The sequence below is a fragment of the Kitasatospora sp. GP82 genome (assembly GCF_029892105.1).
Taxonomy (GTDB): Bacteria; Actinomycetota; Actinomycetes; order Streptomycetales; family Streptomycetaceae; genus Kitasatospora.
In genome coordinates, this window is record NZ_JARZAJ010000013.1 from 38,853 (window position 1) to 59,565 (window position 20,713).

The 20,713-nt window shown below is 68.0% G+C and carries 25 protein-coding genes and 1 pseudogene; 13 read left to right on the plus strand and 13 right to left on the minus strand.

The genetic code is table 11. The annotated features are described in order from the left end of the window. Positions 1 to 13 precede the first annotated feature (13 nt). The gene (locus P3T39_RS15445) at positions 14 to 373 is read right to left on the minus strand and encodes an NADH-quinone oxidoreductase subunit A (RefSeq protein WP_014137597.1); all 360 of its coding nucleotides are present in this window, start codon (positions 371 to 373) and stop codon (positions 14 to 16) included. Between the two features lie 486 nt (positions 374 to 859). Next, positions 860 to 1,741, minus strand: coding sequence for a DMT family transporter (locus tag P3T39_RS15450; RefSeq protein ID WP_280698144.1), 882 nt, complete (start codon positions 1,739 to 1,741; stop codon positions 860 to 862). A gap of 252 nt (positions 1,742 to 1,993) precedes the next feature. Here P3T39_RS15450 and P3T39_RS37560 point away from each other — a divergent pair, with 252 nt between their 5' ends. Together P3T39_RS37560 and P3T39_RS15455 are read left to right on the plus strand one after the other, a co-directional pair. Then, complete coding sequence (locus P3T39_RS37560) at positions 1,994 to 2,092, plus strand: putative leader peptide (protein ID WP_348534346.1); 99 nt, start codon at positions 1,994 to 1,996, stop codon at positions 2,090 to 2,092. Between the two features lie 241 nt (positions 2,093 to 2,333). Beyond that, positions 2,334 to 4,658, plus strand: a complete 2,325-nt coding sequence (locus P3T39_RS15455; protein WP_280698145.1) for an arylsulfatase — start codon at positions 2,334 to 2,336, stop codon at positions 4,656 to 4,658. Between the two features lie 98 nt (positions 4,659 to 4,756). Here the strand turns inward: P3T39_RS15455 and P3T39_RS15460 are convergent, their stop codons facing one another. From P3T39_RS15460 to P3T39_RS15495, 8 genes are all read right to left on the minus strand, one after another. Next, a complete protein-coding gene (locus tag P3T39_RS15460; RefSeq protein WP_280698146.1) occupies positions 4,757 to 5,074 on the minus strand; it encodes an alpha/beta fold hydrolase in 318 nt (105 codons plus the stop codon). Then, positions 5,071 to 5,355: a hypothetical protein gene (locus tag P3T39_RS15465; protein ID WP_348534347.1), complete on the minus strand. Its 285-nt coding sequence runs from the start codon at positions 5,353 to 5,355 to the stop codon at positions 5,071 to 5,073. The genes P3T39_RS15460 and P3T39_RS15465 overlap by 4 nt, the downstream gene beginning before the upstream one ends. Positions 5,356 to 5,429: 74 nt before the next feature. Then, entirely contained in the window at positions 5,430 to 5,741 is a 312-nt protein-coding gene (locus P3T39_RS15470) for a hypothetical protein (RefSeq protein WP_280698147.1), read from the minus strand. A 110-nt stretch (positions 5,742 to 5,851) separates the two neighbouring features. Next, positions 5,852 to 6,865: a hypothetical protein gene (locus P3T39_RS15475; protein ID WP_280698148.1), complete on the minus strand. Its 1,014-nt coding sequence runs from the start codon at positions 6,863 to 6,865 to the stop codon at positions 5,852 to 5,854. A gap of 250 nt (positions 6,866 to 7,115) precedes the next feature. After that, positions 7,116 to 7,607: a hypothetical protein gene (locus P3T39_RS15480; protein ID WP_280698149.1), complete on the minus strand. Its 492-nt coding sequence runs from the start codon at positions 7,605 to 7,607 to the stop codon at positions 7,116 to 7,118. 978 nt (positions 7,608 to 8,585) lie between these two features. Beyond that, positions 8,586 to 8,828 (minus strand): hypothetical protein, encoded by a 243-nt coding sequence (locus tag P3T39_RS15485; protein WP_280698150.1) that lies wholly within the window; start codon positions 8,826 to 8,828, stop codon positions 8,586 to 8,588. Positions 8,829 to 8,843: 15 nt separating this feature from the next. Beyond that, entirely contained in the window at positions 8,844 to 9,029 is a 186-nt protein-coding gene (locus P3T39_RS15490; RefSeq protein ID WP_280698151.1) for a hypothetical protein, read from the minus strand. 164 nt (positions 9,030 to 9,193) lie between these two features. Further along, a complete protein-coding gene (locus P3T39_RS15495; RefSeq protein WP_280698152.1) occupies positions 9,194 to 9,427 on the minus strand; it encodes a hypothetical protein in 234 nt (77 codons plus the stop codon). A 200-nt stretch (positions 9,428 to 9,627) separates the two neighbouring features. Here P3T39_RS15495 and P3T39_RS15500 point away from each other — a divergent pair, with 200 nt between their 5' ends. The 4 genes from P3T39_RS15500 (at position 9,628) to P3T39_RS15515 (ending at position 11,820) form a co-directional block, all read left to right on the plus strand. Then, the gene (locus P3T39_RS15500; RefSeq protein WP_280698153.1) at positions 9,628 to 10,449 is read left to right on the plus strand and encodes a helix-turn-helix transcriptional regulator; all 822 of its coding nucleotides are present in this window, start codon (positions 9,628 to 9,630) and stop codon (positions 10,447 to 10,449) included. Next, positions 10,446 to 10,652, plus strand: a complete 207-nt coding sequence (locus P3T39_RS15505; protein WP_280698154.1) for a DUF397 domain-containing protein — start codon at positions 10,446 to 10,448, stop codon at positions 10,650 to 10,652. Before P3T39_RS15500 ends, P3T39_RS15505 begins: the two co-directional genes overlap by 4 nt. A 53-nt stretch (positions 10,653 to 10,705) precedes the next feature. After that, positions 10,706 to 10,912 (plus strand): DUF397 domain-containing protein, encoded by a 207-nt coding sequence (locus tag P3T39_RS15510; protein ID WP_280698155.1) that lies wholly within the window; start codon positions 10,706 to 10,708, stop codon positions 10,910 to 10,912. A gap of 239 nt (positions 10,913 to 11,151) precedes the next feature. Then, positions 11,152 to 11,820 carry a peptidylprolyl isomerase gene (locus P3T39_RS15515; protein ID WP_280698156.1) on the plus strand — a complete coding sequence of 223 codons (669 nt, stop codon included), beginning with the start codon at positions 11,152 to 11,154 and terminating at the stop codon, positions 11,818 to 11,820. 10 nt (positions 11,821 to 11,830) lie between these two features. Here the strand turns inward: P3T39_RS15515 and P3T39_RS15520 are convergent, their stop codons facing one another. After that, entirely contained in the window at positions 11,831 to 12,097 is a 267-nt protein-coding gene (locus tag P3T39_RS15520; protein ID WP_280698384.1) for a hypothetical protein, read from the minus strand. Positions 12,098 to 12,138: 41 nt separating this feature from the next. Here P3T39_RS15520 and P3T39_RS15525 point away from each other — a divergent pair, with 41 nt between their 5' ends. Further along, positions 12,139 to 12,441, plus strand: coding sequence for a hypothetical protein (locus P3T39_RS15525; RefSeq protein ID WP_280698385.1), 303 nt, complete (start codon positions 12,139 to 12,141; stop codon positions 12,439 to 12,441). Positions 12,442 to 12,467: 26 nt separating this feature from the next. Here the strand turns inward: P3T39_RS15525 and P3T39_RS37565 are convergent. Continuing rightward, a pseudogene (locus P3T39_RS37565) lies at positions 12,468 to 12,812 on the minus strand (AsnC family protein); the annotation flags it as partial. Here P3T39_RS37565 and P3T39_RS15535 point away from each other — a divergent pair. From P3T39_RS15535 to P3T39_RS15560, 6 genes are all read left to right on the plus strand, one after another. Continuing rightward, the gene (locus P3T39_RS15535; RefSeq protein ID WP_280698157.1) at positions 12,721 to 14,244 is read left to right on the plus strand and encodes an MFS transporter; all 1,524 of its coding nucleotides are present in this window, start codon (positions 12,721 to 12,723) and stop codon (positions 14,242 to 14,244) included. The pseudogene P3T39_RS37565 and the gene P3T39_RS15535 overlap by 92 nt on opposite strands. Positions 14,245 to 14,338: 94 nt before the next feature. Continuing rightward, complete coding sequence (locus P3T39_RS15540) at positions 14,339 to 14,773, plus strand: very short patch repair endonuclease (protein ID WP_280698158.1); 435 nt, start codon at positions 14,339 to 14,341, stop codon at positions 14,771 to 14,773. Positions 14,774 to 14,811: 38 nt separating this feature from the next. Next, positions 14,812 to 15,975, plus strand: a complete 1,164-nt coding sequence (locus tag P3T39_RS15545; protein WP_280698159.1) for a DNA cytosine methyltransferase — start codon at positions 14,812 to 14,814, stop codon at positions 15,973 to 15,975. An 84-nt stretch (positions 15,976 to 16,059) separates the two neighbouring features. Then, positions 16,060 to 16,998 carry a NaeI family type II restriction endonuclease gene (locus P3T39_RS15550; RefSeq protein ID WP_280698160.1) on the plus strand — a complete coding sequence of 313 codons (939 nt, stop codon included), beginning with the start codon at positions 16,060 to 16,062 and terminating at the stop codon, positions 16,996 to 16,998. Positions 16,999 to 17,201: 203 nt separating this feature from the next. Continuing rightward, on the plus strand, positions 17,202 to 18,185 hold the full coding sequence (locus P3T39_RS15555; RefSeq protein WP_280698161.1) for an HNH endonuclease: 984 nt from the start codon (positions 17,202 to 17,204) through the stop codon (positions 18,183 to 18,185). A 324-nt stretch (positions 18,186 to 18,509) separates the two neighbouring features. Next, positions 18,510 to 19,214 carry a DUF3427 domain-containing protein gene (locus tag P3T39_RS15560; RefSeq protein ID WP_280698162.1) on the plus strand — a complete coding sequence of 235 codons (705 nt, stop codon included), beginning with the start codon at positions 18,510 to 18,512 and terminating at the stop codon, positions 19,212 to 19,214. A gap of 98 nt (positions 19,215 to 19,312) precedes the next feature. Here the strand turns inward: P3T39_RS15560 and P3T39_RS15565 are convergent, their stop codons facing one another. Beyond that, entirely contained in the window at positions 19,313 to 20,596 is a 1,284-nt protein-coding gene (locus P3T39_RS15565) for a geranylgeranyl reductase family protein (RefSeq protein ID WP_280698374.1), read from the minus strand. Positions 20,597 to 20,713 lie beyond the last annotated feature (117 nt).

Sequence of the window (20,713 nt, forward strand, 5' to 3'; positions counted from 1 at the left end):
CACAAAGGGCCGCTCAGTCCCACTCCAGACCGCCGCGCCGCCAGACGTAGGCGTACGCGACGAAGACGGTGGCGATGAACAGGAGCATCTCGACCAGCCCGAAGATCCCCAGGGCGTCGAAACTGACCGCCCACGGGTAGAGGAAGACGATCTCGATGTCGAAGACGATGAAGAGCATCGCCGTCAGGTAGTACTTGATCGGGAACCGGCCGCCGCCCACCGGCTGCGGGGTCGGTTCGATGCCGCACTCGTACGCCTCCAACTTGGCCCGGTTGTAACGCTTCGGGCCGGTGAGCGAGGCCATCACGACGGAACCGACCGCGAACGCCGCCGCGATGGCACCGAGTACGAGGATCGGCGCGTAGGCATTCATAGCCTCCGCTCCCTCCGTCCAGTCGTCCTTGACTGCAGATCGGAACCGACGGGTCACACTGCGGTGAACCCGTGATCCACTCCTTGAGATCTGCCCCATGTGAGACAGTTCACAAAGGCTGGATCGAGCGCATCTTATGCCCGTCGGCTTGTGATCTGCGACACGCAGTTCCCGACGATCTTTGTGATCTACGCCACCTGACAAACGACCGCCAAGGCGATCAAGCCACGCTTCATCAACCCAACGAAGGCAAATGACCACATTCCGTCGCAATTTCTCGCGAAGCGACTGGTCAGCGGCTTCTGCCTATATCAATGATGCTGCGGCCATCGCAAATTTCATGGCTTCACGTTGACGTGATAGAGGGGCTCACTCTCCAGAGTGGACAACTCCGGGCCCCCGCTTGACCCTTTGTTCACAAGCGCACGACGTGCCGCCCCGCGCCGAGGCGCGGGACGGCACGTCGTCGACGGCCCGGCCCGGCGGTCAGCGGTCGGCGGCCCGGCGGCCCCATTCGGTTCCCACCAGCACCAGCAGTCCGCCGAGTACGGCGAGGGGCGTGAGCCGGTCGCCGCCGAGCGCGATACCGAAGACGGCGGCCCAGAGGGGCTCGGTGCCGAGCAGCAGGCTGACCCGCGAGGGCGAGGTGGCGCGCACCGCCCACATCTGCACGAAGAAGGCGAACAGCGTGCAGAGCAGCGACAGATGCAGCAGGTACACCCACTGCACGGGGCCGAAGGCCGCCGCCACGGCGAGCGGGGACGGCCCGGCAAAGGGTGAGGCGGCAAAGAACACCACGGTGGCGGAGGCGAGTTGCACCCAGGTGAGCGCCAGCGAGTCGGTCGCCGCGATGGCCTTGGTGCGGGACATGGTGAGCACATGGACGGTACGGACCAGCGCCGAACCCAGGATCAGCAGATCCCCCGTGCTCGGTGTCCGAAAGCCGCCCCCGCCGGTCAGCAGCGCGACACCGAGGACCGAGAGGACGGCCGCCGCGAGGAAGGCCCCGGGCAGCGCGGTCCTGCGGACGGCGCTCTCGGCGAGCGGCGTGAGCACCATGGTGAGACTCACGATCAGCCCGGCGTTGGTCGCCGAGGTGTGCACCGCGCCGTACGTCTCCAGCAGGAAGATCGCGCCGAGGATCCCGCCGAGCGCGGCCCCGCCCAGCCATTCGCGTACGGTGAGCCCGCGCAGCGCCCGGAGCGCGAAGAGGCCGAGCAGCGGCAGCACCAGGGCGAAGCGCAGCACCAGGACCGGGAGCACGGTCTGCGGCGTCGCCAGTTGCTTGACCACCAGGAAGCTGGAGCCCCAGACCACGGCCACCGCGAGCACGGGCAGATCGCGGACGGTCGGTGAAACGGTGCGCATACGGTGGTCCCTCCGGGGTGGGCGGGCCGGAGGCCCGTACGCCGTCGGACGGATCTGCGGTGGCGGGGAGACATCGTTGCGCAGGGCTGCATATGTGATCAACAGCTTTTTGGTCGGCAGACTCCTCGGGCCGGACCGACGCCACCCGCCGACACCCCAGTGGTCCAGTCCACCGAGCAGGCCCCGAGCCGTGCTCGGACGCCGTTTTGAGACACGATTGACCCGCCCGAACCGGTCTGACAACCTGTCGGCATGCCTCCCTCCGCCCGGCTCGTCGCCCGCAGGCATGTCGACCTCTGTCGGCTCGCCAGCGCGATCTGTGACACCCGGCCGCTGCAGTGCTGTCGCTGACCACTCGCGACCCCTCGCCCTGACCTCATAGGGCACCCGCTCTCTCGTCCGCCGCATCCGGGCCGATCTTCGCGCCCCTGCTGCCGCCCCCCCTGATCCCGGCCCGCCCGCGGCCGCGATTACTTCCGCTTCGAAATTAACTAAGCCACGGAGGCGGTCTCCGGCCCGACTGCACCAGCCCTTCGTCGGCCACCGCGCCCCGACTCCACACCAGCCGACCCACCACCCGGAGCAGCACCGCATGAGCACCCCGCACCGCCGCGACCCCTACGAGGGCTTCACCGGTACCATCGGCCGCACCTTCCGCGAGTCCGAGCCCGCCTGGCCGACGCCGAACCGTGCACCCGCCAAGGCACCCAACATCGTCGTCGTGCTGATCGACGACATGGGCTACAGCGACATCGGCCCGTTCGGCTCGGAGATCCCCACCCCGACCCTGGACGCCATCGCCGAGCGCGGAGTGCGGCTCGCCAACTACCACACCGTGCCGCTCTGCTCCCCGGCCCGCGCCGCACTGCTCACCGGCCTCAACCCGCACCGGGTCGGCTACTCGACGGTGGCCGACTCCGACCCCGGCTTCCCGGGTTACGGCATGGAGGTGGCCGGGGACATCCCCACCCTGGCCGAGCTGCTGCACGACAGCGGGTACGCCACGTACGCCGTCGGCAAATGGCACCTGACCAGGGAATCCGCTTCCAACGCCGCCGACGGCCGCCGCAACTGGCCGCTGCAGAAGGGCTTCGACCAGTACTACGGCGTACTCGAAGGGCTCACCAGCCTCTTCCACCCGCACCAGCTCGTCCGCGACAACAGCCCGTTGGCCATCGACGAGTTCCCGGACGGCTACTACTACACCGACGACATCACCGACCAGGCGATCAGCATGGTGAAGTCGCTGCGAGCCCACGACCAGGACAAGCCGTTCTTCCTCTACCTGGCCCACAACGCGGTGCACGGCCCGCTCCAGGCCAAACCGGAGGACCTGGCCCGGCACCGGGGCCGCTACGACGGCGGCTGGGACTGCCTGCGCGAGGACCGCTTCACCCGCCAGATCACCAGCGGCCTCTTCCCGGCCGACACCGAACTCCCGCCGCGCAACTGGGAGCTGGCCTACGACGTCGGGCCCTGGAGCACACTCACCGACGTCCGGAAGAAGCTGTACGCCCGCTACATGGAGGTGTACGCGGCGATGGTCGACAACGTCGACCAGAACCTCGGACGGCTCACCGCCACGCTCGAAGCCCTCGGCGAACTCGACAACACCGTCATCGTGTTCACCTCCGACAACGGCGGCACCGGCGAGGGCGGCCCCGAGGGCACCCGCAGCTACTTCAGCCGCCTCGTCCAGCACCCGAACCTGCCGGACGACTGGACCCCCGACGTCGAACGCGAGATCGACCTGATCGGCACCCCGCAGAGCCTGGTCCACTACCCGCGCGGCTGGGGCATGGCCTCCAACACCCCGTTCCGCTTCTACAAGGGCCAGACCTACGCGGGCGGCGTCCGCGTCCCGTTCATCCTCTCCTGGCCCGCCGGACTGCCGCGCGCCGAGACGGACAACGGCATCCGCCGGCAGTACCAGTACGTCACCGACCTCACCCCCACCCTGCTCGAACTCGCGGGCGTCGAACGCCCCCCGGAGCGCAACGGCCGCCCGGTCCAGGAGCTCGACGGGGTCACCTTCACCTCCGTCCTGCGCGACCAGGGCTCCGCCTCCACCCACCCCGAGCAGTACTGCGAGACGAGCGGCAACCGCAGCTACTACCGCGAGGGCTGGAAGCTGGTCACCCTGCACCGCCTCAACGCGCCGTACGACGACAGCGAGTGGGCGCTGTACGACCTGAGCACCGACCCGACCGAGATCCACAACCTGTCGCGGGAACACCCCGGGATCGTCAGGGAACTGGCCGAAGCCTGGGAGGCCGCAGCCTGGCGCAACGGGGTCTTCCCGCTCCCCGACGGCAGCGGGGCGACGGCGCTGCGCAACCCCGACGAGGCCAGGCTGCGCCGCCCGCTGACCCTGCTGGCAGGCACCCCCGAGCTGGAGCGCTACCGGTCCTCCCGGCTGATCTCCTTCCGCTCCTTCGACATCGAGGTCAGGCTGACCGAGCACGCTCCCGACAGCCAGGGCGTGCTGGTCTCCCACGGCGACCAGGGCGGCGGCTACAGCCTCTACATCGAGGACGGCCGACTCCACCTCGCCTACAACGAGTACGGCGACCTCCACATCGCGAGCGCCGGCCCCATCGCCCCCGGCCCCCGCACCATCACCCTCCGGGCCACCGCCGTCGCCGACCTCAAGTGGGAGTTCCGCCTGCTGGTCGACGGCATCGAGACCGGCGGCCTCGGCCCGGTCCACCAGCTCATCGGCATGGCCCCCCTCCAGGGCATCAGCGTCGGCATCGACCGCAAGTCCCCGGTCTCCTGGCCGCTCTACGAGCGCCACCGCACCTTCCCGTACACCGGCACCCTGCACTCCGTCACCTACACCCCGGGCGACCCCGCACCCTACGACCCCGAGACCGTGGCCAAGGCCCTCCGGGAGGCCGCCGCCGCCTTCGAGTGACCCGTTGCTCTTCAGGTCTCCTCAGGGGCGCGGGGCTCAGGTCCTTTCAGAGCCCCGCGCCCCCGGGTGGTACGTGGCCGGCGCCACGGCAAAGAGCTCTACGCCGACACGAAGGCGCGGATCAACCCGGCGACCACCCCAGGCCGTTCCAGATGCAGCATGTGCCCCGCATCGGCCGGCTGCCCGGCCCAGCCGTAGTCCCCGTCCGCCGGGGTGTCGGAACGGCCGTGCCCGCGCAGGTCCATGGCCACCAGGCGCAGTCCGGGCAGGTGCGGCCGTACAGCCTCCCAGTCCAGCAGTGTCCGGGTGGCCCCGTGCAGCAGCAGGACGTCGGGACCGTCGCCGCCGTGGTCCACCACGGCGATCCGTCCGGCGGGGCCCTCGACGGTGTCCGCGGTCAGCCGGGGATCCGTCATCGGGCCTCGCCTCCTGCCTGCGCCGACAGACCGTTCCGCCGGGCGACTTCCTCGATCTCCGCCGGAGTGCCGGACATGATGGCGCGCAGGTGCTCGGTGACGAGCTCGACCGGCCAGTGCGACCAGGCGGCGCGCAGCAACCGGTCGACGTCCTCCTCGGCGAAGCGGCGCCGGATCGGCCGGGCGGGGTTGCCGCCACCCTCGCCGAGGTGACCGAGAAGCCCTACGACCAGCTCACCGCGGACGCCATCGCCACCCGCTCCGGTCCACAAGGCCACCATCTGCCGCCGCTGGGGCGGCGTGGACGGCCTGCTCGCCGCCCGCGCCGGCCTCTTCGTTCGCCGGACAGTCGCGGTCAGGGAGTGCTGATGGTCATGCTGGCCGAGGGAAGGTTGCGCCATACACCGTTGAGTTGGTAGGCGCCGAAGATCGTGTAGATGCCGGGGAGGAAGCTCTGTTTGGCGGTGGTGAGCCGGTAGCCGGCTTGATTGATCTGCACGTTGGCGATGCTGGGGAAGTCGAGCTGTCCGCCGGCGCTGTCGCGAACGGCTACGGTCAGGGCCTCGGCGGTAAACTCTCCGTCGGCGAAGACCTTGAGCACAGCTGCAATCGGTTGCCCGGCGATCGCGTGTGTCGGGCCTATGTAGTCCTGAATCACTGTCGTCATGTCTTGCCCTCCTTTGGGCGGATGGCCGGGTCGTTGCGGGCGCGGGTGGGTCTTCACCCGGTCCTGTCCGACGCCTTGGGCGCCCGGGCCGGCGCAGGGAGCGGGCGCTCTCAGCGCCACACGCGGATGTAGTCGACGAGGAAGGTGATCGGGCCGGGAGGTAGGGGATCCTGGTGGAACGCGCCCGCGGCCACGGACAGGTTGAGGATGAGGAATGCCGTCCAGGTGGACGGTACGCCGGTGTTGTCGGAGTACACCTTGCTGCCGTTGACGTACCAGTCCACCGAGTCGGTGCCGTACAGCGTGCCCAGGGTCACCCAGTTCAGGGGGGCCACGGCGAGCGCGTTGCTGTAGAAGTTCACTCCGCTGCGGACGTGGTTGCTGAATTCCAGCAGGTTCGGGTTGTCCGGGTGGTACTCGAAGGTGTCGACCTCGTTGTCGCCGTTGCGCCAGGTCCATAGTGCGGGCCAGGCGCCGATCACGTCCGGCATCTGCACCAAGGCCTCGAGGTAGTCACCTGTCCGGAGTTGGAACGCCTCCCTGGTCCCCTCGGTTGTGATCAGGCCGGTATCCCATGCCTGCTTGCCGTTCTCCAGGGTCTTTCCGCCAAGCCGGGCAGTGAAGGTCAAAGCCGTGCCCGCGACCGACACGTTGGCCGGGTTGATCCAGTCCAGCTTGTCGTCGTCCGGGTGGTGGGTCCCGTACCGGTAGGCGCTGGTGGTGCTGCTGTTCCACCTGTTCGGGTTGAGCGGGTGGTCGAAGTGGTCGGCCCACACCAGGCTCCTGGTGGCAGTGGGGCCGGTGCCGCCCCCTGTGGCCGTTGCGACGACCAGGCTTGATGACGGCAGGTTGTGCCACACACCGTCCGCCAGGTACGTTCCGAAGACCGTGTACGTTCCGGCGTAGAGCAACTGCGAGGACGTGGTCAGGGTGTACCCGGTCGGCGTGATCTGCACATTGTCCGCGCCGGCGAAGTCCAGCTTGTGCCCGTACGGGTCACGGACCGCGACTGTCAGCGTCTGCACCGTCAGCGGGACGTCGGAGTGGACCGACAGCGTGGCCGCGAGCTCGTTCCCGTGCGTCACATGCGCAGGGGACAAGTAGTCCTGCGTCACCTTCGCCATGTTCTACCTCCATCGAAGTATCGAAGTTCTGCCTCGATTGAAATCGGCGCAGTCCGCTGCGGTATGCGACCTGACGTCTTCGAAACGAGCCCTTGCTTCCGAGCCGACAGACGAGCCTGTGGCACAGAGAACCTCCGCGTCCGTACGCGCGTTTCTCAGAGGCTCGCCGGTGCGGGCTGCGAGGAGCTGCGGCAGGGCCATGCCCGAGGTACCGGCGCCGGGCACAACCCTGGACGATCGGGTTGTGCGGCTACCCGGCCACCCGCATGCTGTAGGCCGTGATGTTGTTCGCCTGGTTCTGGTCATCGGCACTGACGACCATGATCATGCCCCCGATCAGCGTCTGAGGAGAGAGCGTGCCGAGCGGGACTCGCGCGGGTATCAACGCGGTGGCCGTCCTCAAGGTTGAGAGACCGGCAGGGAACGTGCAGACCACAGCGGAACCCGCGGCAATCGGCTGGCAGCTGGTGGGGAAGTACGGACCCTCGGCCTTGGCCGGCCATGGGAGCACGACGATCACGCTGAACGGCGAGGCTGTGCGGTCGGGCCCAAGGTTGGCCACGAAGGCGTGCACGGTCGTCTTTCCACCGGGCTTGACCGGATCGGGATCGAGCCGCACCACGGCAAGGTCCGAATTCGACACAGCAACGTCGAGCGAGGCCGGGGCCGGGGCCGGGGCCGGGGCCGCTCCGCCCAGCAGCATTCCTGCCGCCATCGCCGATTTCACTACAGAGAGATACATGCGACACCTCCATGGCTACGGAGAGTTGCAGACCTCTTTCCCCCTTTACGGCACGCCGACACTCGGCTACGCCTGGACACCGTTGCACGCCAACCGCCACAGGGCGCACGGCTGTCTGCGCCAGCGCCCGAGCACCACCAGACGCACCGCGCGCCGCCCCACACGCACAACCCTGAACCGTGCCCCCAAACGCGCGGCGAATGCTCCTGGCTGATCTATCGGCCCCGACTGGATGCCAACCAGGGCAGGGGTTCTTCGTCTGCGGGCAAGTCGACCCAGACGGTGAGGCGTACGGTCGTCGCGCTGATCGAGCAGCGGCTGCCCCAACGCGTGCCACGGATGGCGTGGTTGACGGCATCCGTGGCCGGCCCGTCGAGTGGCTCCCCCTGGTAGCGGCAGTAGATGCGCCAGCCGTTCTCCCGTTGGGCCAGCCACGGTCTGCGACCGAGGGCGGCGCCGATCGCCCGGGCGATCTCGCGGCACCGGCGCGAGGGCGGCAGGCCGTGCCGCTTCACACCCAACTCGCGCCGGCAGAGCCGGTTCGTGGCAGCCTGCGGGCGCAGTGGCGGCCGGTACGGGATCGGCCTCGACGAAGAGGCCGCGCTTCGGCCGGTCCGACGGCGCATCCCCGCCCCGGGCCGATGTGCGGATGCGTTCGCCGATCGCCTTCGGCGGCGCACCGGCTGCCACAGCCGCCCTGACGGCCGCCTCCAGGAGCGCATCCATGGCCAACCGCGATTCGCTGCGCGCCCTGGCCGCCGCCTCGCAGACGTCCAGCGCGATCCGGACCGGACGCGAGACCGGGACCTCGTCAACCAATGCTTCCAACTCCCTTGTCGTGGATGCCCCGGCCGGCCTCTTCGGGGGAGTACGGGCCGGCCGGGGCGGCCCTGCCACCGCCAGGCGGCAGGGGTCGGCACCCGCCCGCGCGGGCCGCTCACATGCGGCCGCGACGGCGGGAGATCTATGGGCGGCGCCTCAGCCCCGGTGTTCGTGCCGCTCGTACCGTCCGGGGTCGGCCCACACCCCGTAGCCGACGACGGCCGCCATGGCCGGCAGCGCCCACACCAGCAGGCCGACCATGGCCCGCAGGCCGCGCCGCGAGCCGTCCACCGCCATTGCCGTCAGGGTGGCGAGCCCACCGGCGGCGGCCAGCGCTAGCAGTGCTGCGGCGAACCGGACCGCCGAATGCGGCCCGTCTCCCGTGCGGGACGATGCCATGATCGAACTCCCTTATCAGGTCAGCAGGTTGGCATGTCGGACCCGTTGCAGCAGGCTCGCCCGCCGGGCGTACTCCTCCGGGAGCAAAGCGCAGTCGGTGTGCTCCTCCGGCGTGAGAACCGGCCGGGTCGGCGACGGCAACTCGCTTGCCGCCGAGGCGCGTTCGGGCCGCCTCTTCGCCAGCCGCCCGACCGCCTGCACGGCCCCCTCCTCCGGATGCCGCGCCGCATACTCCGGCGGCAGCGTGTAACCGAACCAGCCGCAGGCGCACCGCCAGCACCGCACGCCGTCACCGTCCGGCAGACCGTCCCACCCGACCGGCAGCCCGCATCCCGCCCCGGGACAGTCCGGAGGCCCCTCCCCGCTCATCCGGACCCGGCCTTCCGATCGGCCAACTCGGCCTCCACGCCGCGCCGTACGACCTCCGCCAGCCGCTCGACCACGTCCGCCCGGGCGCCACCCAGATCCACCAGGAAGAGGCCGGTGAACAGCCCCGACCGCTGGTCCGTCGCCAGCGACGGCAGCACGATCCCCGCCAGCCTCAGCGCCTCGGCCAACTCCGCCTCGGCGGCCATCGCCTCCGCCTGTCGCGCGGACACCAGACGCTGCATCAGTGAACGGCGGTGCGGCGGCCGGGGCCTCGGTGGCGGATGGGACACAGCAGGCATGGCGGGGCTCCGATCGAAGAGGGGACTGTGCCCTTCATCACTTTCTGTGATTCAATCGTTGCGCTCTGGCGCTGCCCTTGCTAGAGGGTGAAGGTTGACTTCACCAGGTTTCAACCTCTGGGGGTCCCCGGATGGCTGCGGCAGACGACCTCGATCCGACATCGTCCGTGCTCGCCTTCTACGCAACAGAGTTGAGGCGTCTGCGCGAGAAGTCGAACATCACACAGCGTGAACTCGCGCGCCGGGCACACATGGCGCCGTCGCTGCTCAACAAGATCGAGGCCGCGAAGCGCCTGCCCAGCAAAGAGCTGTCCGAGGTCGCGGACGAAGTCTTCGGCACGGACCGGCACTTCCAGCGCCTGTGGCCGCTCGTCATCAAGTTCGCCTATCCGACCTGGTTCCGGCCGTTCGTCGAGCTGGAGGAGGCGGCTACGGCCATCAGGTCGTTTGAAGCCCAAGCAGTTCCCGGCCTTCTCCAGACGGAGCAGTACGCGCGCGCGGTGTTCACCGCCGGTCGACTGGACCGAGAGCGGGTGGAGGAGTCGGTCGCCGCACGACTGGAGCGACAGCGGATCCTGGCTCGCGAAAGTCCCCCTGAACTGTGGATGGTCCTCGATGAGAACGTCCTCCGCCGCCCGGTCGGGGGTCCGGCCACCATGCGTGAGCAGTTGGAGCGTCTGCTGACTGCTGCCGACAATCCGCGAACGGTCATCCAGATCATTCCTTACGAAGCTGGCGGCCACGCTGGTGTATCAGGGCCGTTCGCCGCTCTCACTCTGGACGAGGGGCCCGATGTGGTCTACGCGGACGGCTTCATTCAGGGTCAGATCCTCGCCGATCCGTCAGACGTGAAGGCCGCTGCTCGCGCCTATGATCTTCTCAGTGCAGCAGCTCTGTCCCCTTCCAGGTCAATCGACTTGATCGCGCACACCATGAAGGAACTGAACTCATGACCAGCACCCCCAGCGCTCCCGAGGCTTGGCGCAAGAGCACCTACAGTGGCGACAACGGCGGGAACTGCATCGAGGTGGACGACGCACGTCCCGGCACCGTCCGCGACTCCAAGGACCCCGACGGCCCCCGCCTCCACTTCACCCCCGAAGCCTGGGCAGCCTTCACCCACGCCACGGCAAACGGCGAGTTCGGCACCGTCTGAGCCACCGACCCGAGACCCCGTCACCGCCCTCCGAACAGCAAGGGACTGGACTCATGACTGGCACCCACAACGCTCCCGAGGCGTGGCGCAAGAGCACCTACAGCAGCAGCAACGGCGGGAACTGCATCGAGGTGGACGACGCCCACCCCGGCACCGTCCGCGACTCCAAGGACCCCGACGGACCCCGCCTCCACGTCACTCCCGAAGCCTGGGCAGCCTTCACCCACGCCACGGCAAACGGCGAGTTCGGCACCGTCTGAGCCGCCAACTCGACCGCCCCACCCGAGACCCCGCTGCCTGCCCGAGTAGTGCGGTCTTCGTGTTCACTCCCCCGTGGCGTCGGGCCGACCCGACCATCGGGCTTGGGCTCACCGGGCAACTCCGCTCTCCCGCAAGCCTTCTGTCGCCCCACAGGCCCAACGCATACCGGGCGCGCGGCGGGGCATCAGTGAGTACGCCATGCCAACAGCCATGGCGACCACCCCGGGAGGGAACCCGCATGAAGCGCAAGCACTGGGCACTGCTGCTCGCCGCCACGACCGTCCTGCCACTGGGCCTGACCACGGGGGAAGCCTCCGCAGCCCCCACCCCCGCCCCCGCCCCCGCTGCCACCTGCACCTACACACCGGCCACACCCGTCGACAACTTCAAGGGCATACCGGTCTTCGACGCCGCCAAGGCCGCCAAGCCGTACCACGCCACACTGAGGACCAGTCAGGGCGCGGTCACCTTCCAGGCGCTGACCGACAAGGCCCCGTGCACGACCTTCTCCTTCCGGTTCCTGGCCGAGCACGGCTACTTCAACCGCAGCCACTGCCACCGCCTCACCACCAAGGGGATCTACGTCCTCCAGTGCGGCGACCCCACCGGCACCGGCAGCGGCGGCCCCGGCTACTCCTTCCCCGACGAGAACCTCACCGGCGCCACCTACCCGGCCGGCACCGTCGCGATGGCCAACGCCGGGCCCAACACCAACGGCAGCCAGTTCTTCTTCGTCTGGAAGGACACCAAGCTCCCTCCGGCCTACACCCCCTTCGGCCGCGTCACCGCCGGCCTCGACGTCCTCCAGAAGATCGCCGCCGGCGGCGAGGACGACCAGAACAACCCCGGCGACGGCTACCCCAACCTCCCCGTCAACATCCACCAGGTCCGCATCACCAACCGCTGACCCGGCGGAGCTACGCCCGCTGGGCCGCCACCCGGCCCGGCGGGTCCACCAGGCGGTAGCCGTCCATCAGCATCCCGGCCCGCTTCACCGTGCGGAGCACCGGCACCACCTCGACCTGCCGCACCGCCGCGAGCGCGCCGATCCGCTCGGTGAGGTACTCGTAGAGCGCGTTGTTGTCCGCGCAGATCACGACCGCCACCAGGTTCCAGCCGTACCCGCTCGCCCCGCTCGCCCCGCGCGTGCGGCACCGGCTGTTCCAGCGCGGCCACCTGAGCACCCGTCAGCGCATCAATCCCCTGCCACCGTCCGGGTCCGCCGATGAACATCCGCAGGACACTGTGCGCGGCAACCGCGGTCACCCGGCGAGTATTCGGTAGCTTCTCCAGCAGCAGGGCGTCACGGTCCTGCCTGGTCCGGGCCTTGGTGATGCAGTGGATCTCGGTATCTGCGGAGTTCAGCGTCACCCAGGCGATGTCCGGGCGGCGCGCCAGTGCGTCGGCCACCGCCGACGCTGCCTCCGGGCTGCACTGCACCCGCAGCCAGGACTCGAACAGACCGACCCGGCGCCCGACCGGCAGGCCGACCACCCGCACCAGCCCCTCCGAGCGCAGCCTGCGGTAGCGGCGGATCACCGTCTGGTCGGAGACCTCCAGCACCTCGGCCAGGCGGCTGAACGCGGCCCTGCCGTCGATCATCAGCGCCTGCACCAGCGCCCGGTCGAGTCCGTCCAGCTCCGGCGCGGTCATGTTTTCCATCATGGCAGAGCCGATCGGCATCGGAATCCGCCGTGCACCCGGCTCCGGACAGGGTGCTGTGCCTCCGGGCTGCGACCTTCGACGAGTCCCGGTCCCAGGGGCCGTTCGGGCAGGCACTGCCCGTCGAATCAGTGAGGAGAGTTCGATGCGTAAGTGGCTGCCGCTCATCGCGGTGTGCCTGGGGGCGTTCATGCTGCTGGTGGACGTCACCATCGTCACCGTCGCCCTGCCCGACATGGCCACCAGCCTGCACACCGGCTTCGCCGACCTGCAGTGGGTGATGGACATCTACGCGCTGGCGCTGGCCGCCCTGCTGCTCGGCGCCGGTTCGCTCGCCGACCTGGTCGGACGGCGGGCGGTGTACCTGGGCGGCCTGGTCCTGTTCGCCCTGGCCTCGCTGGCCTGCGGGCTGTCCGGCAGCAGCGGGGAGCTGATCGCCTTCCGCGGTCTCCAGGGGATCGGCGGCGCGGCGATGTTCGCCACCACCATGGCCCTGCTCAGCAGCACCTACCAGGGCCGGGGCCGGGGCATCGCCTTCGGCGTCTGGGGCGCGGTCAACGGTGCCGCGGCCGCCGCCGGACCGATCCTCGGCGGCCTGCTCACCGAACACCTCGACTGGCGCTGGATCTTCTACGTCAACCTGCCGATCAGCGCGCTCGCCGTCCTCGTCACCCTGCGGGCGGTCCGGGAGTCCCGGAACCCGCACGCCACCGGCGTGGACCTGCCCGGCCTGGTCACCTTCACCGTGGCCGCCGGCGTCCTCACCTTCGCCCTGATCCGCGGCGGCGACTACGGCTGGACCTCGACCACCACCCTCGGGCTGCTCGCGCTCAGCGCGCTCTCCCTGCTCGCCTTCGTCCTGATCGAGTCCCGCAGCCGCCGCCCGATGCTCGACCTCGGGCTGTTCCGCAACCGGACCTTCCTGGGGGTCATGACCGGCGGGCTGCTGCTCTCCGTCGCGGCCTTCTCCTACCTGGTGTACGCCTCGCTCTGGCTCCAGTCCGTGCGCGGGATGTCCCCGGTGACCGCCGGGCTCTCCCTGCTGCCGATGAGCGCCGTCTCCTTCGTGACCGCGGCTCTCGTCGGACGCCTCCTGCACGGCGCCTCGCCCCGCCTCACCATCGGCGGCGGCCTGCTGCTGATCGGCGCGGGCGCGCTCCTCCAGGCCACCGTGGACGCCGACTCCACCTGGACCGCCCTCGCCCCGGGTCTCGCCCTCACCGGCGCCGGAGTCGGCCTCGCCACCCCCACCCTGGCCTCCACCGCCATGGCCGCCGTCCCCCCGACCCGCGCCGGCATGGCGGGCGGCGCCCTCAACACCTCACGCCAACTCGGCAACGCCCTCGGCATCGCCGTCCTCGGCGCCGTCTTCAAGTCCGGCCTGCTCGACTCGCTCCACTCCAACCCGGGCACCGAGAACGCCCACCGGACCGCCGAGGCCCTCACCGGCGGCCAAGCCGCCGCCCTGATCGCTCACACCCCGGCCGACCAGCGGCCCGCCGTCCTCCACCTGATCCACACCGCCTTCGCCACCGGCCTCCGCGACACCTTCCTCCTCTCCGCCGCCCTCGGCCTTGCCGGCGCCCTCACCACCCTCACCCTCCTCCGCCCCGCCCCGACCCCCCAACCCGCCCCCCACCCCTCCGAACCCACCCCAGCCAACGCCTGACACCCGTCCCACCTCAGGGAGCTGCCAACCCGGCGGCTCCCTTCGGCCACTCAACGCACACTTCGATGTCTGCCCCGTACCTCAAAATGAAAGAGTGCAGAGACTCGACACGTCTGAGGCCACCAGGAAGCGAATGAGCCGCCAGCGCAGCAGAAACACGGCTCCGGAGGTCGTGCTGCGAAGGGCCTTGCATGCCTCTGGCCTGAGGTTCCGAGTACATCGCCGACCTCTGCCCGGAGTTCGGCGTGAAGCGGACGTGGTCTTCGGGCCAGCTCGCGTGGCCGTGTTCGTGGACGGCTGCTTCTGGCATGGATGCCCCGAGCACGCCACGTGGCCGAAGAACAACGCATCGTTCTGGCGAGAGAAGATCGAGAAGAACCGTATCCGGGATGCCGACACTGATACGAGGCTGCTGGCCGCCGGTTGGCTGGCGGTACGTGTCTGGGAGCACGAGGATCCCATCGAGGCAGCCGTCAGGGTCCGGAACGTCGTGTTGGAGCGCCGGACGCCAAGTCAAGGGCATGGTTGAGACCACGCCTGTCACACCGGCCGTCTACCCTGTCTAGCATGGCTGGACCTATCACCATGATCGACTTGTTTGCTGGCTGCGGAGGCATGACCGCAGGTTTCAAGGCTGCCCGGGGGTACAAGCCCGTCATGGCGGTGGAGTGGGAGCTGGCGGCCGCAGCCACTTACGCTGCGAACTTCGGAGAGCAACACATGCACTGGGGCGACATCGCGGATGTCCCGGACAAGCTCATTCCCGAGGTCGACCTGATCATCGGCGGCCCGCCCTGCCAGGGCTTCTCCAACCTCGGCACGCGTGACGTGAACGATCCACGCAACAAGCTGTGGAAGGAGTACATCCGCTTCGTCCGACACGCGAAGCCGAAGGTCTTTGTCATCGAGAACGTGGACCGATTCCGCAGCTCTTCGGAGTTCGCCCTCCTTCTCCAGGAGACCGCCCCGGGTGGTCTCCTGGAGGAGTACACGCTCAGCCACGACCTGCTACTGGCCGCCGACTTCGGCGCTCCCCAGCGGCGGAAGCGGGCGATCGTCATCGGCTCTCGCATCGGGAAGATCGAAATGCCCGAACGAACACACGAGCCGAGCGAGCTGCTGGGGCTGAGGACCTGGCGGACCGTACGTGATGCAATCTCCGACCTTCCCCGTGTCCCGGAGACAACCGAACTCCCGTCGATCTCCGCCGAGTTCTTCGGCAAGACGGTACCCGGGTCCTTCAAGAGCCACGACCTCCACCTCGGACGGCGCCCGACACCGCTCTCACTGGCTCGTTACGATCACGTCCCGCCCGGCGGTGGCCGGTTCAACCTTCCTGAGGAGCTACTCCCGCGCTGCTGGCGCGAGAAGAAGACCGGCACCACCGATGTCATGGGCCGGATGCGGTGGGAACAGCCGTCGCTGACCATCCGCACCGAGTTCTTCAAGCCCGAGAAGGGGCAGTACCTGCACCCGCAGTGGGACAAGGACGATCCAAACAATCGAGTGAACCGACCTATCACGCACTGGGAAGCAGCCCGGCTGCAGACCTTCCCGGACGACTTCGTCTGGTGCGGTAGCAAGATCGAGATCGCCCGCCAGATCGGCAACGCCGTTCCCCCGGTCCTGGCCCAGGCCATCGCCGAACATCTGAAGCCGTACCTCCGAGGGAAGGTGCCCGCAGCGCGTACGGCAGACACACTCACTACGCTGGAGTCCACTCGTGTCTAGGCATACCCGGACACACCGGATCAAGTAGACGGCCACATTGGGAAATTGATCGCCTGCTGCCTCCTCCTCGGCTAACGTCCCGGTATGGCATCCAATCCTGGACTGTTCGACGAAACAGAGGTCCACACTCCCGCGAGCGCCGCAGATGACGCCGGACTCAAGAGCGTACGGCGGTGGTTCGAGGAGCGTTCGGACCTCGAGGAGCGCTTCGGCGACATCCTGCGGAGGTCGATCGACGAGGTACTCGATGGGCAGCGCACAAGCCGTTACGACATCGGTCAGCTCGAGAAGACAGAAAAGACTTACTTGGGGACGAAGGTCGAGATCGTGGCCCGAGCCGATCTCGACCTCGGGCGCGGACTCAGGATGGACTATCGGGTAGCGGACCAGGACGTCGATGCCAAGTTCACGGTCAACAGCAACTGGACCATCCCAAGCGAGGCAATGGGGCATATCTGCCTCTTGATGTCCGCAGACGATCGCCGCTCGCGCTTTCGCGTGGGCCTGCTCCGCATGAGCACGGATCTTCTCAACGACGGTCGCAACAAGGACGGCAAGGGGACCCTCTCCACCGCTGGACGTACAGCGATCCAGTGGCTCGTGCCCGACGGCACCCTTCCCGCCAACCTTCTGCTGGGCCTGACCGACTCCGACAGGAAAGCCATCTTCCTTCCGAAGGGCGGACAGGCACGCACCAACGAACTCTTCCGTCGTGTGCACCGCCAGGTCGTCGACCGGAACACCGTTGTCACTGTCGCCCGCCAGACGGATAGCGCCAAGCGCGTCAGGGATGCCCGGCTGGATCTGGGACGCGAGGGGATCATCGTCCTGGGCCATCAGTCGGAGCATCCGCGGATTGCTCATTCACTTGGGCTACCCATACCGGCTAAGGGGTCATGGGTCGCCGCCCGCCTCGCAGTTCACCACGAAGGCGATCCCCGACCCTGGGCAAAGGTCGGTGACACCCGCTATGTCCTTTACCAAGACGGCGATGAGCACACATTCGCCCCTGCGGCCTACTGAAAATGCGCTGGGGCCAGAGTACGGCAGGCACATGACGCGTTCAATTCGCACCCGCATATGATCCACCACCCACGCGGGACACGGATGTCGCATTTACACTCCAGCAGTCTTCAGCCTGCCGAATTCCGGCGACCCAGCACACCCCGAGCGTCATCGAGAAATTCGCCGTACCGAATACCATCGAATATCAAGGACCACAGACCGTGGAATACGATTCCGGCGACCTTGCCGATGCGCGGCGACACTTGGAGTCGGCGCGGGCGGCGGCGGCCGCCTCCCTCCGTGAAGTGGAGAAGGCCCTCACTTCACCATTGGACCAGATTTCCTGGCTGGAGATCGCCGCTGGCTTCGGAGTCCTGTCTGCATCCTTCCGCAGAGAGACTTCGAATGCCACCAAGTCCCTGGGGATTCGATCGGCCAAATTGGCCATCCTGAAATACCTGCAACAAAATATCGGACACCCGGTTCCTGCGGAGAAACTGGAAGGGGTATCCGGAATCAGCGAATGGGCCCGCAGGATCCGAGAGCTTCGCGTGGAGCATGGATGGCGCATCGAGTCCGGACTCAATCGAGATGACATCCCGAACGACCACTACATACTGGCATCGAGCGAACCAGACCAGAACCTTGCCGACAGGTGGGCGATCGCCAAGCGCATCAGAAACAAGAAAAAGCCCAGCGGAAAGCCTCTCGCCGCAAAGGACAAGCTACTCGACTACCTGAAGGAAATCTACCCGGAATTCGCAGACAAGGAACAGCTTTCCTATATCACCAAAAAGGTCAACGAGTGGCCGCGTCGGCTCAGGGAGCTGGAAGAGGATGGCTGGGACATTCGATCGAACATCGATGACCCGGACCTACTTCCTGGATCCTACAGGCTAGGCAGTCTCCATCAAGGTCCGCCCCGCAGCAGAGAAGCAATCAAACAACGGATGCTGATACTCGAGCGAGACGGGCTGCAGTGCAGGAACTGCGGCCAGAAGCCTGGGGCGCCCGGCGTTTCATTGCAGGTGCATCATATTCTCCCCGTACATCAAGGAGGCGACAATAGTGACGACAACCTGGTGACGCTATGCTCCCACTGCCACGGGGGAAGGCATGCAACGATGGGCACCTCGGTCCGAGACGAACTCTTGTTCCCGGGCGATGAACCGGACGTCCCATCAAACCACCCTCTGCCTCATTGAGCGGCGAGTGAACGAAATTTAAATAGCGCGAGTTCGACACAGAGTGCAGGCGAAGGTATCGCTTGTCGCGGCAACGCGAGCATGCCGCAAAGCGTGTCAGCCCCCGGCGGCTCACACTCCGGCACCAGGCTTATGAACCACGGTTCGCAAGGCCTGGCCGAGCTCCTGCCCGTACCGCCGAGCTTCTCAGCGGTACGGGCAAGTCAACCGGCCCTCAACGTTTGTCGGCGGAGGTCACTGGAGCGGGCGGCGCGGCAGCAGAATGCGCCGCTGCCGCGCCGCCCATACGAGACCGCCCTGGACACTCCGTATCAGGTACCGCAGTTGAACGGGTCCAGCGCCGGCGGGTCGATGTCACCGTACAGCGAGCGCCGGGATATCAATGAGGTCTACGCGAACCACTCCTGGACGGCCATACTGCGGCGCGCCGGTCTCGTCGATGATCCCGCACCTGAAGGCGAGGGCGATCTGCTGAAGCGTGTCAGCTCCTTGCTGCACGTAGACGACCCGGATCGCGTCAAGGCATACACCTTGCTGCTGTCGGACGACTGCCCGGTTTACAGCGAGCTCGACCTCCGCATGCAGACGTATGCGACCATGCTCTTCTTCTCGCTATGGCCAAAGGGCGGCGGATTCACTTCGATCGGTTCAGGCCTGCAGTCGCTTCGAGTGCACCGGCAGGTACGAAACGAGCTTCGCCAAGTGCTCGCCTATGGTGTTGAGACCGCAATGCACGTGCCCAAGCCGCTCGGGCTCGACCTTGGCCCGCTGACCGGCACACCTCTCGCCGTCCACGCACACTACAACGCGTTCGAACTCCTGGCAGCACTCCGCTGGGCGTCGCTGAAGCGTGTCCCGGGGAACTTCCGCGAGGGCGTCGCGTGGTGCCCCGATACCCAGACGGACGCCCTGTTCGTGACGATCAACAAGGACGCCAAGGACTTCTCGGAGAACGTCCGCTACCGAGACTTCGCGCTGAGCGAGCAGTTCTTCCACTGGGAGTCCCAGAACAGAACGTCTGCCGCCTGACCTCGGACCCGGACGACATCACGGCTTACGCCGCGACGCTGCCGAAGGCCGAGATCAGGATCGTTCCGGTCTGACCGGTCGGCCCGACAAGGCAGGGGTCACGCGTTGGGCGCGACCTTGGTGAGGCCGTTGATGATGCGGTCCATGGCGTCGCCGCCCTGGGGGTCGGTCAGGTTGGCGAGCATCTTGAGGACGAACTTCATCAGGATGGGGTGGGTGAGGCCGCGCTGGGTGGCGAGTTGCATGACCTTGGGGTTGCCGATGAGCTTCACGAAGCCGCGGCCGAGGGTGTAGTAGCCGCCGTAGACGTCCTTGAGGATGCGGGGGTACGCCTGGAGGGCGCGCTCGCGGCCGGCCTCGGTGACGCGGGCGTGGGCCTGGACGATGACCCCGGCGGCGATCTGGCCGGATTCCATCGCGTAGGCGATGCCCTCGCCGTTGAAGGGGTTGACCATGCCGCCCGCGTCGCCGACGAGCAGCAGGCCCCTGGTGTAGTGCGGCTGCCGGTTGAAGGCCATCGGGAGTGCGGCGCCGCGGATCGGGTCGGTCATGTTCTCGGGGGTGTAGCCCCACTCCTCGGGCATGCTCGCGCACCAGGCCTTCAGCACCTCGCGCCAGTCCAACTCGCCGAACGCGGGCGAGGAGTTGAGGATGCCGAGGCCGACGTTGGAGGTGCCGTCGCCCATGCCGAAGATCCAGCCGTAGCCGGGCAGCAGGTTCTTCTGGCCGCCGCGGGTGTCCCAGAGCTCCAGCCAGGATTCGAGGTAGTCGTCCTCGTGGCGCGGGGAGTTGAAGTACGTCCGGTAGGCGACGCCCATCGGGCGGTCCTCGCGGCGGTGCAGGCCCATGGCGAGCGAGAGCCGGGTGGAGTTGCCGTCGGCGGCGACCACCAGCGGGGCGCGGAAGGTGACCGGGCGCTTGTCGTCGCCCAGCTTGGCGGTGACGCCGGTGATCCGGCCGGTGCGGTCGTCCAGCACCGGTCCGCTGACGTTGCACTTCTCGTACAGCCGGGCGCCGGCCTTCTGGGCCTGACGGGCCAGCAGTTCGTCGAAGTCGGCGCGCTTGCGGACCAGTCCGTAGTCGGGGTAAGCGGACAGCTCGGGCCAGTCCAGTTCGAGCCGGACGCCGCCGCCGATGATCCGCAGGCCCTTGTTGTGCAGCCAGCCGTTCTCGGTGGAGACGTCGATGCCCATGTCCACCAGCTGCTTGGTGGCACGCGGGGTCAGGCCGTCGCCGCAGACCTTCTCGCGCGGGAACTCGGTCTTCTCCAGCAGCAGGACGTCGAGTCCGGCCTGGGCCAGGTAGTACGCGGTGGCCGAACCCGCCGGGCCGGCACCGACCACGATGACGTCGGCGCTGCTCTCGACGGTGTCGGCGCTCAGGTCTACTGCGGTCTCGGACACGGTGGGCACACTCCTGCAAGGGGCGGGTCGGTCTGGACGACGATGGGCACGCCCAGGCCCGGGACGGGCCCGAGGAGGGCCGGGACGGGCTCGGAC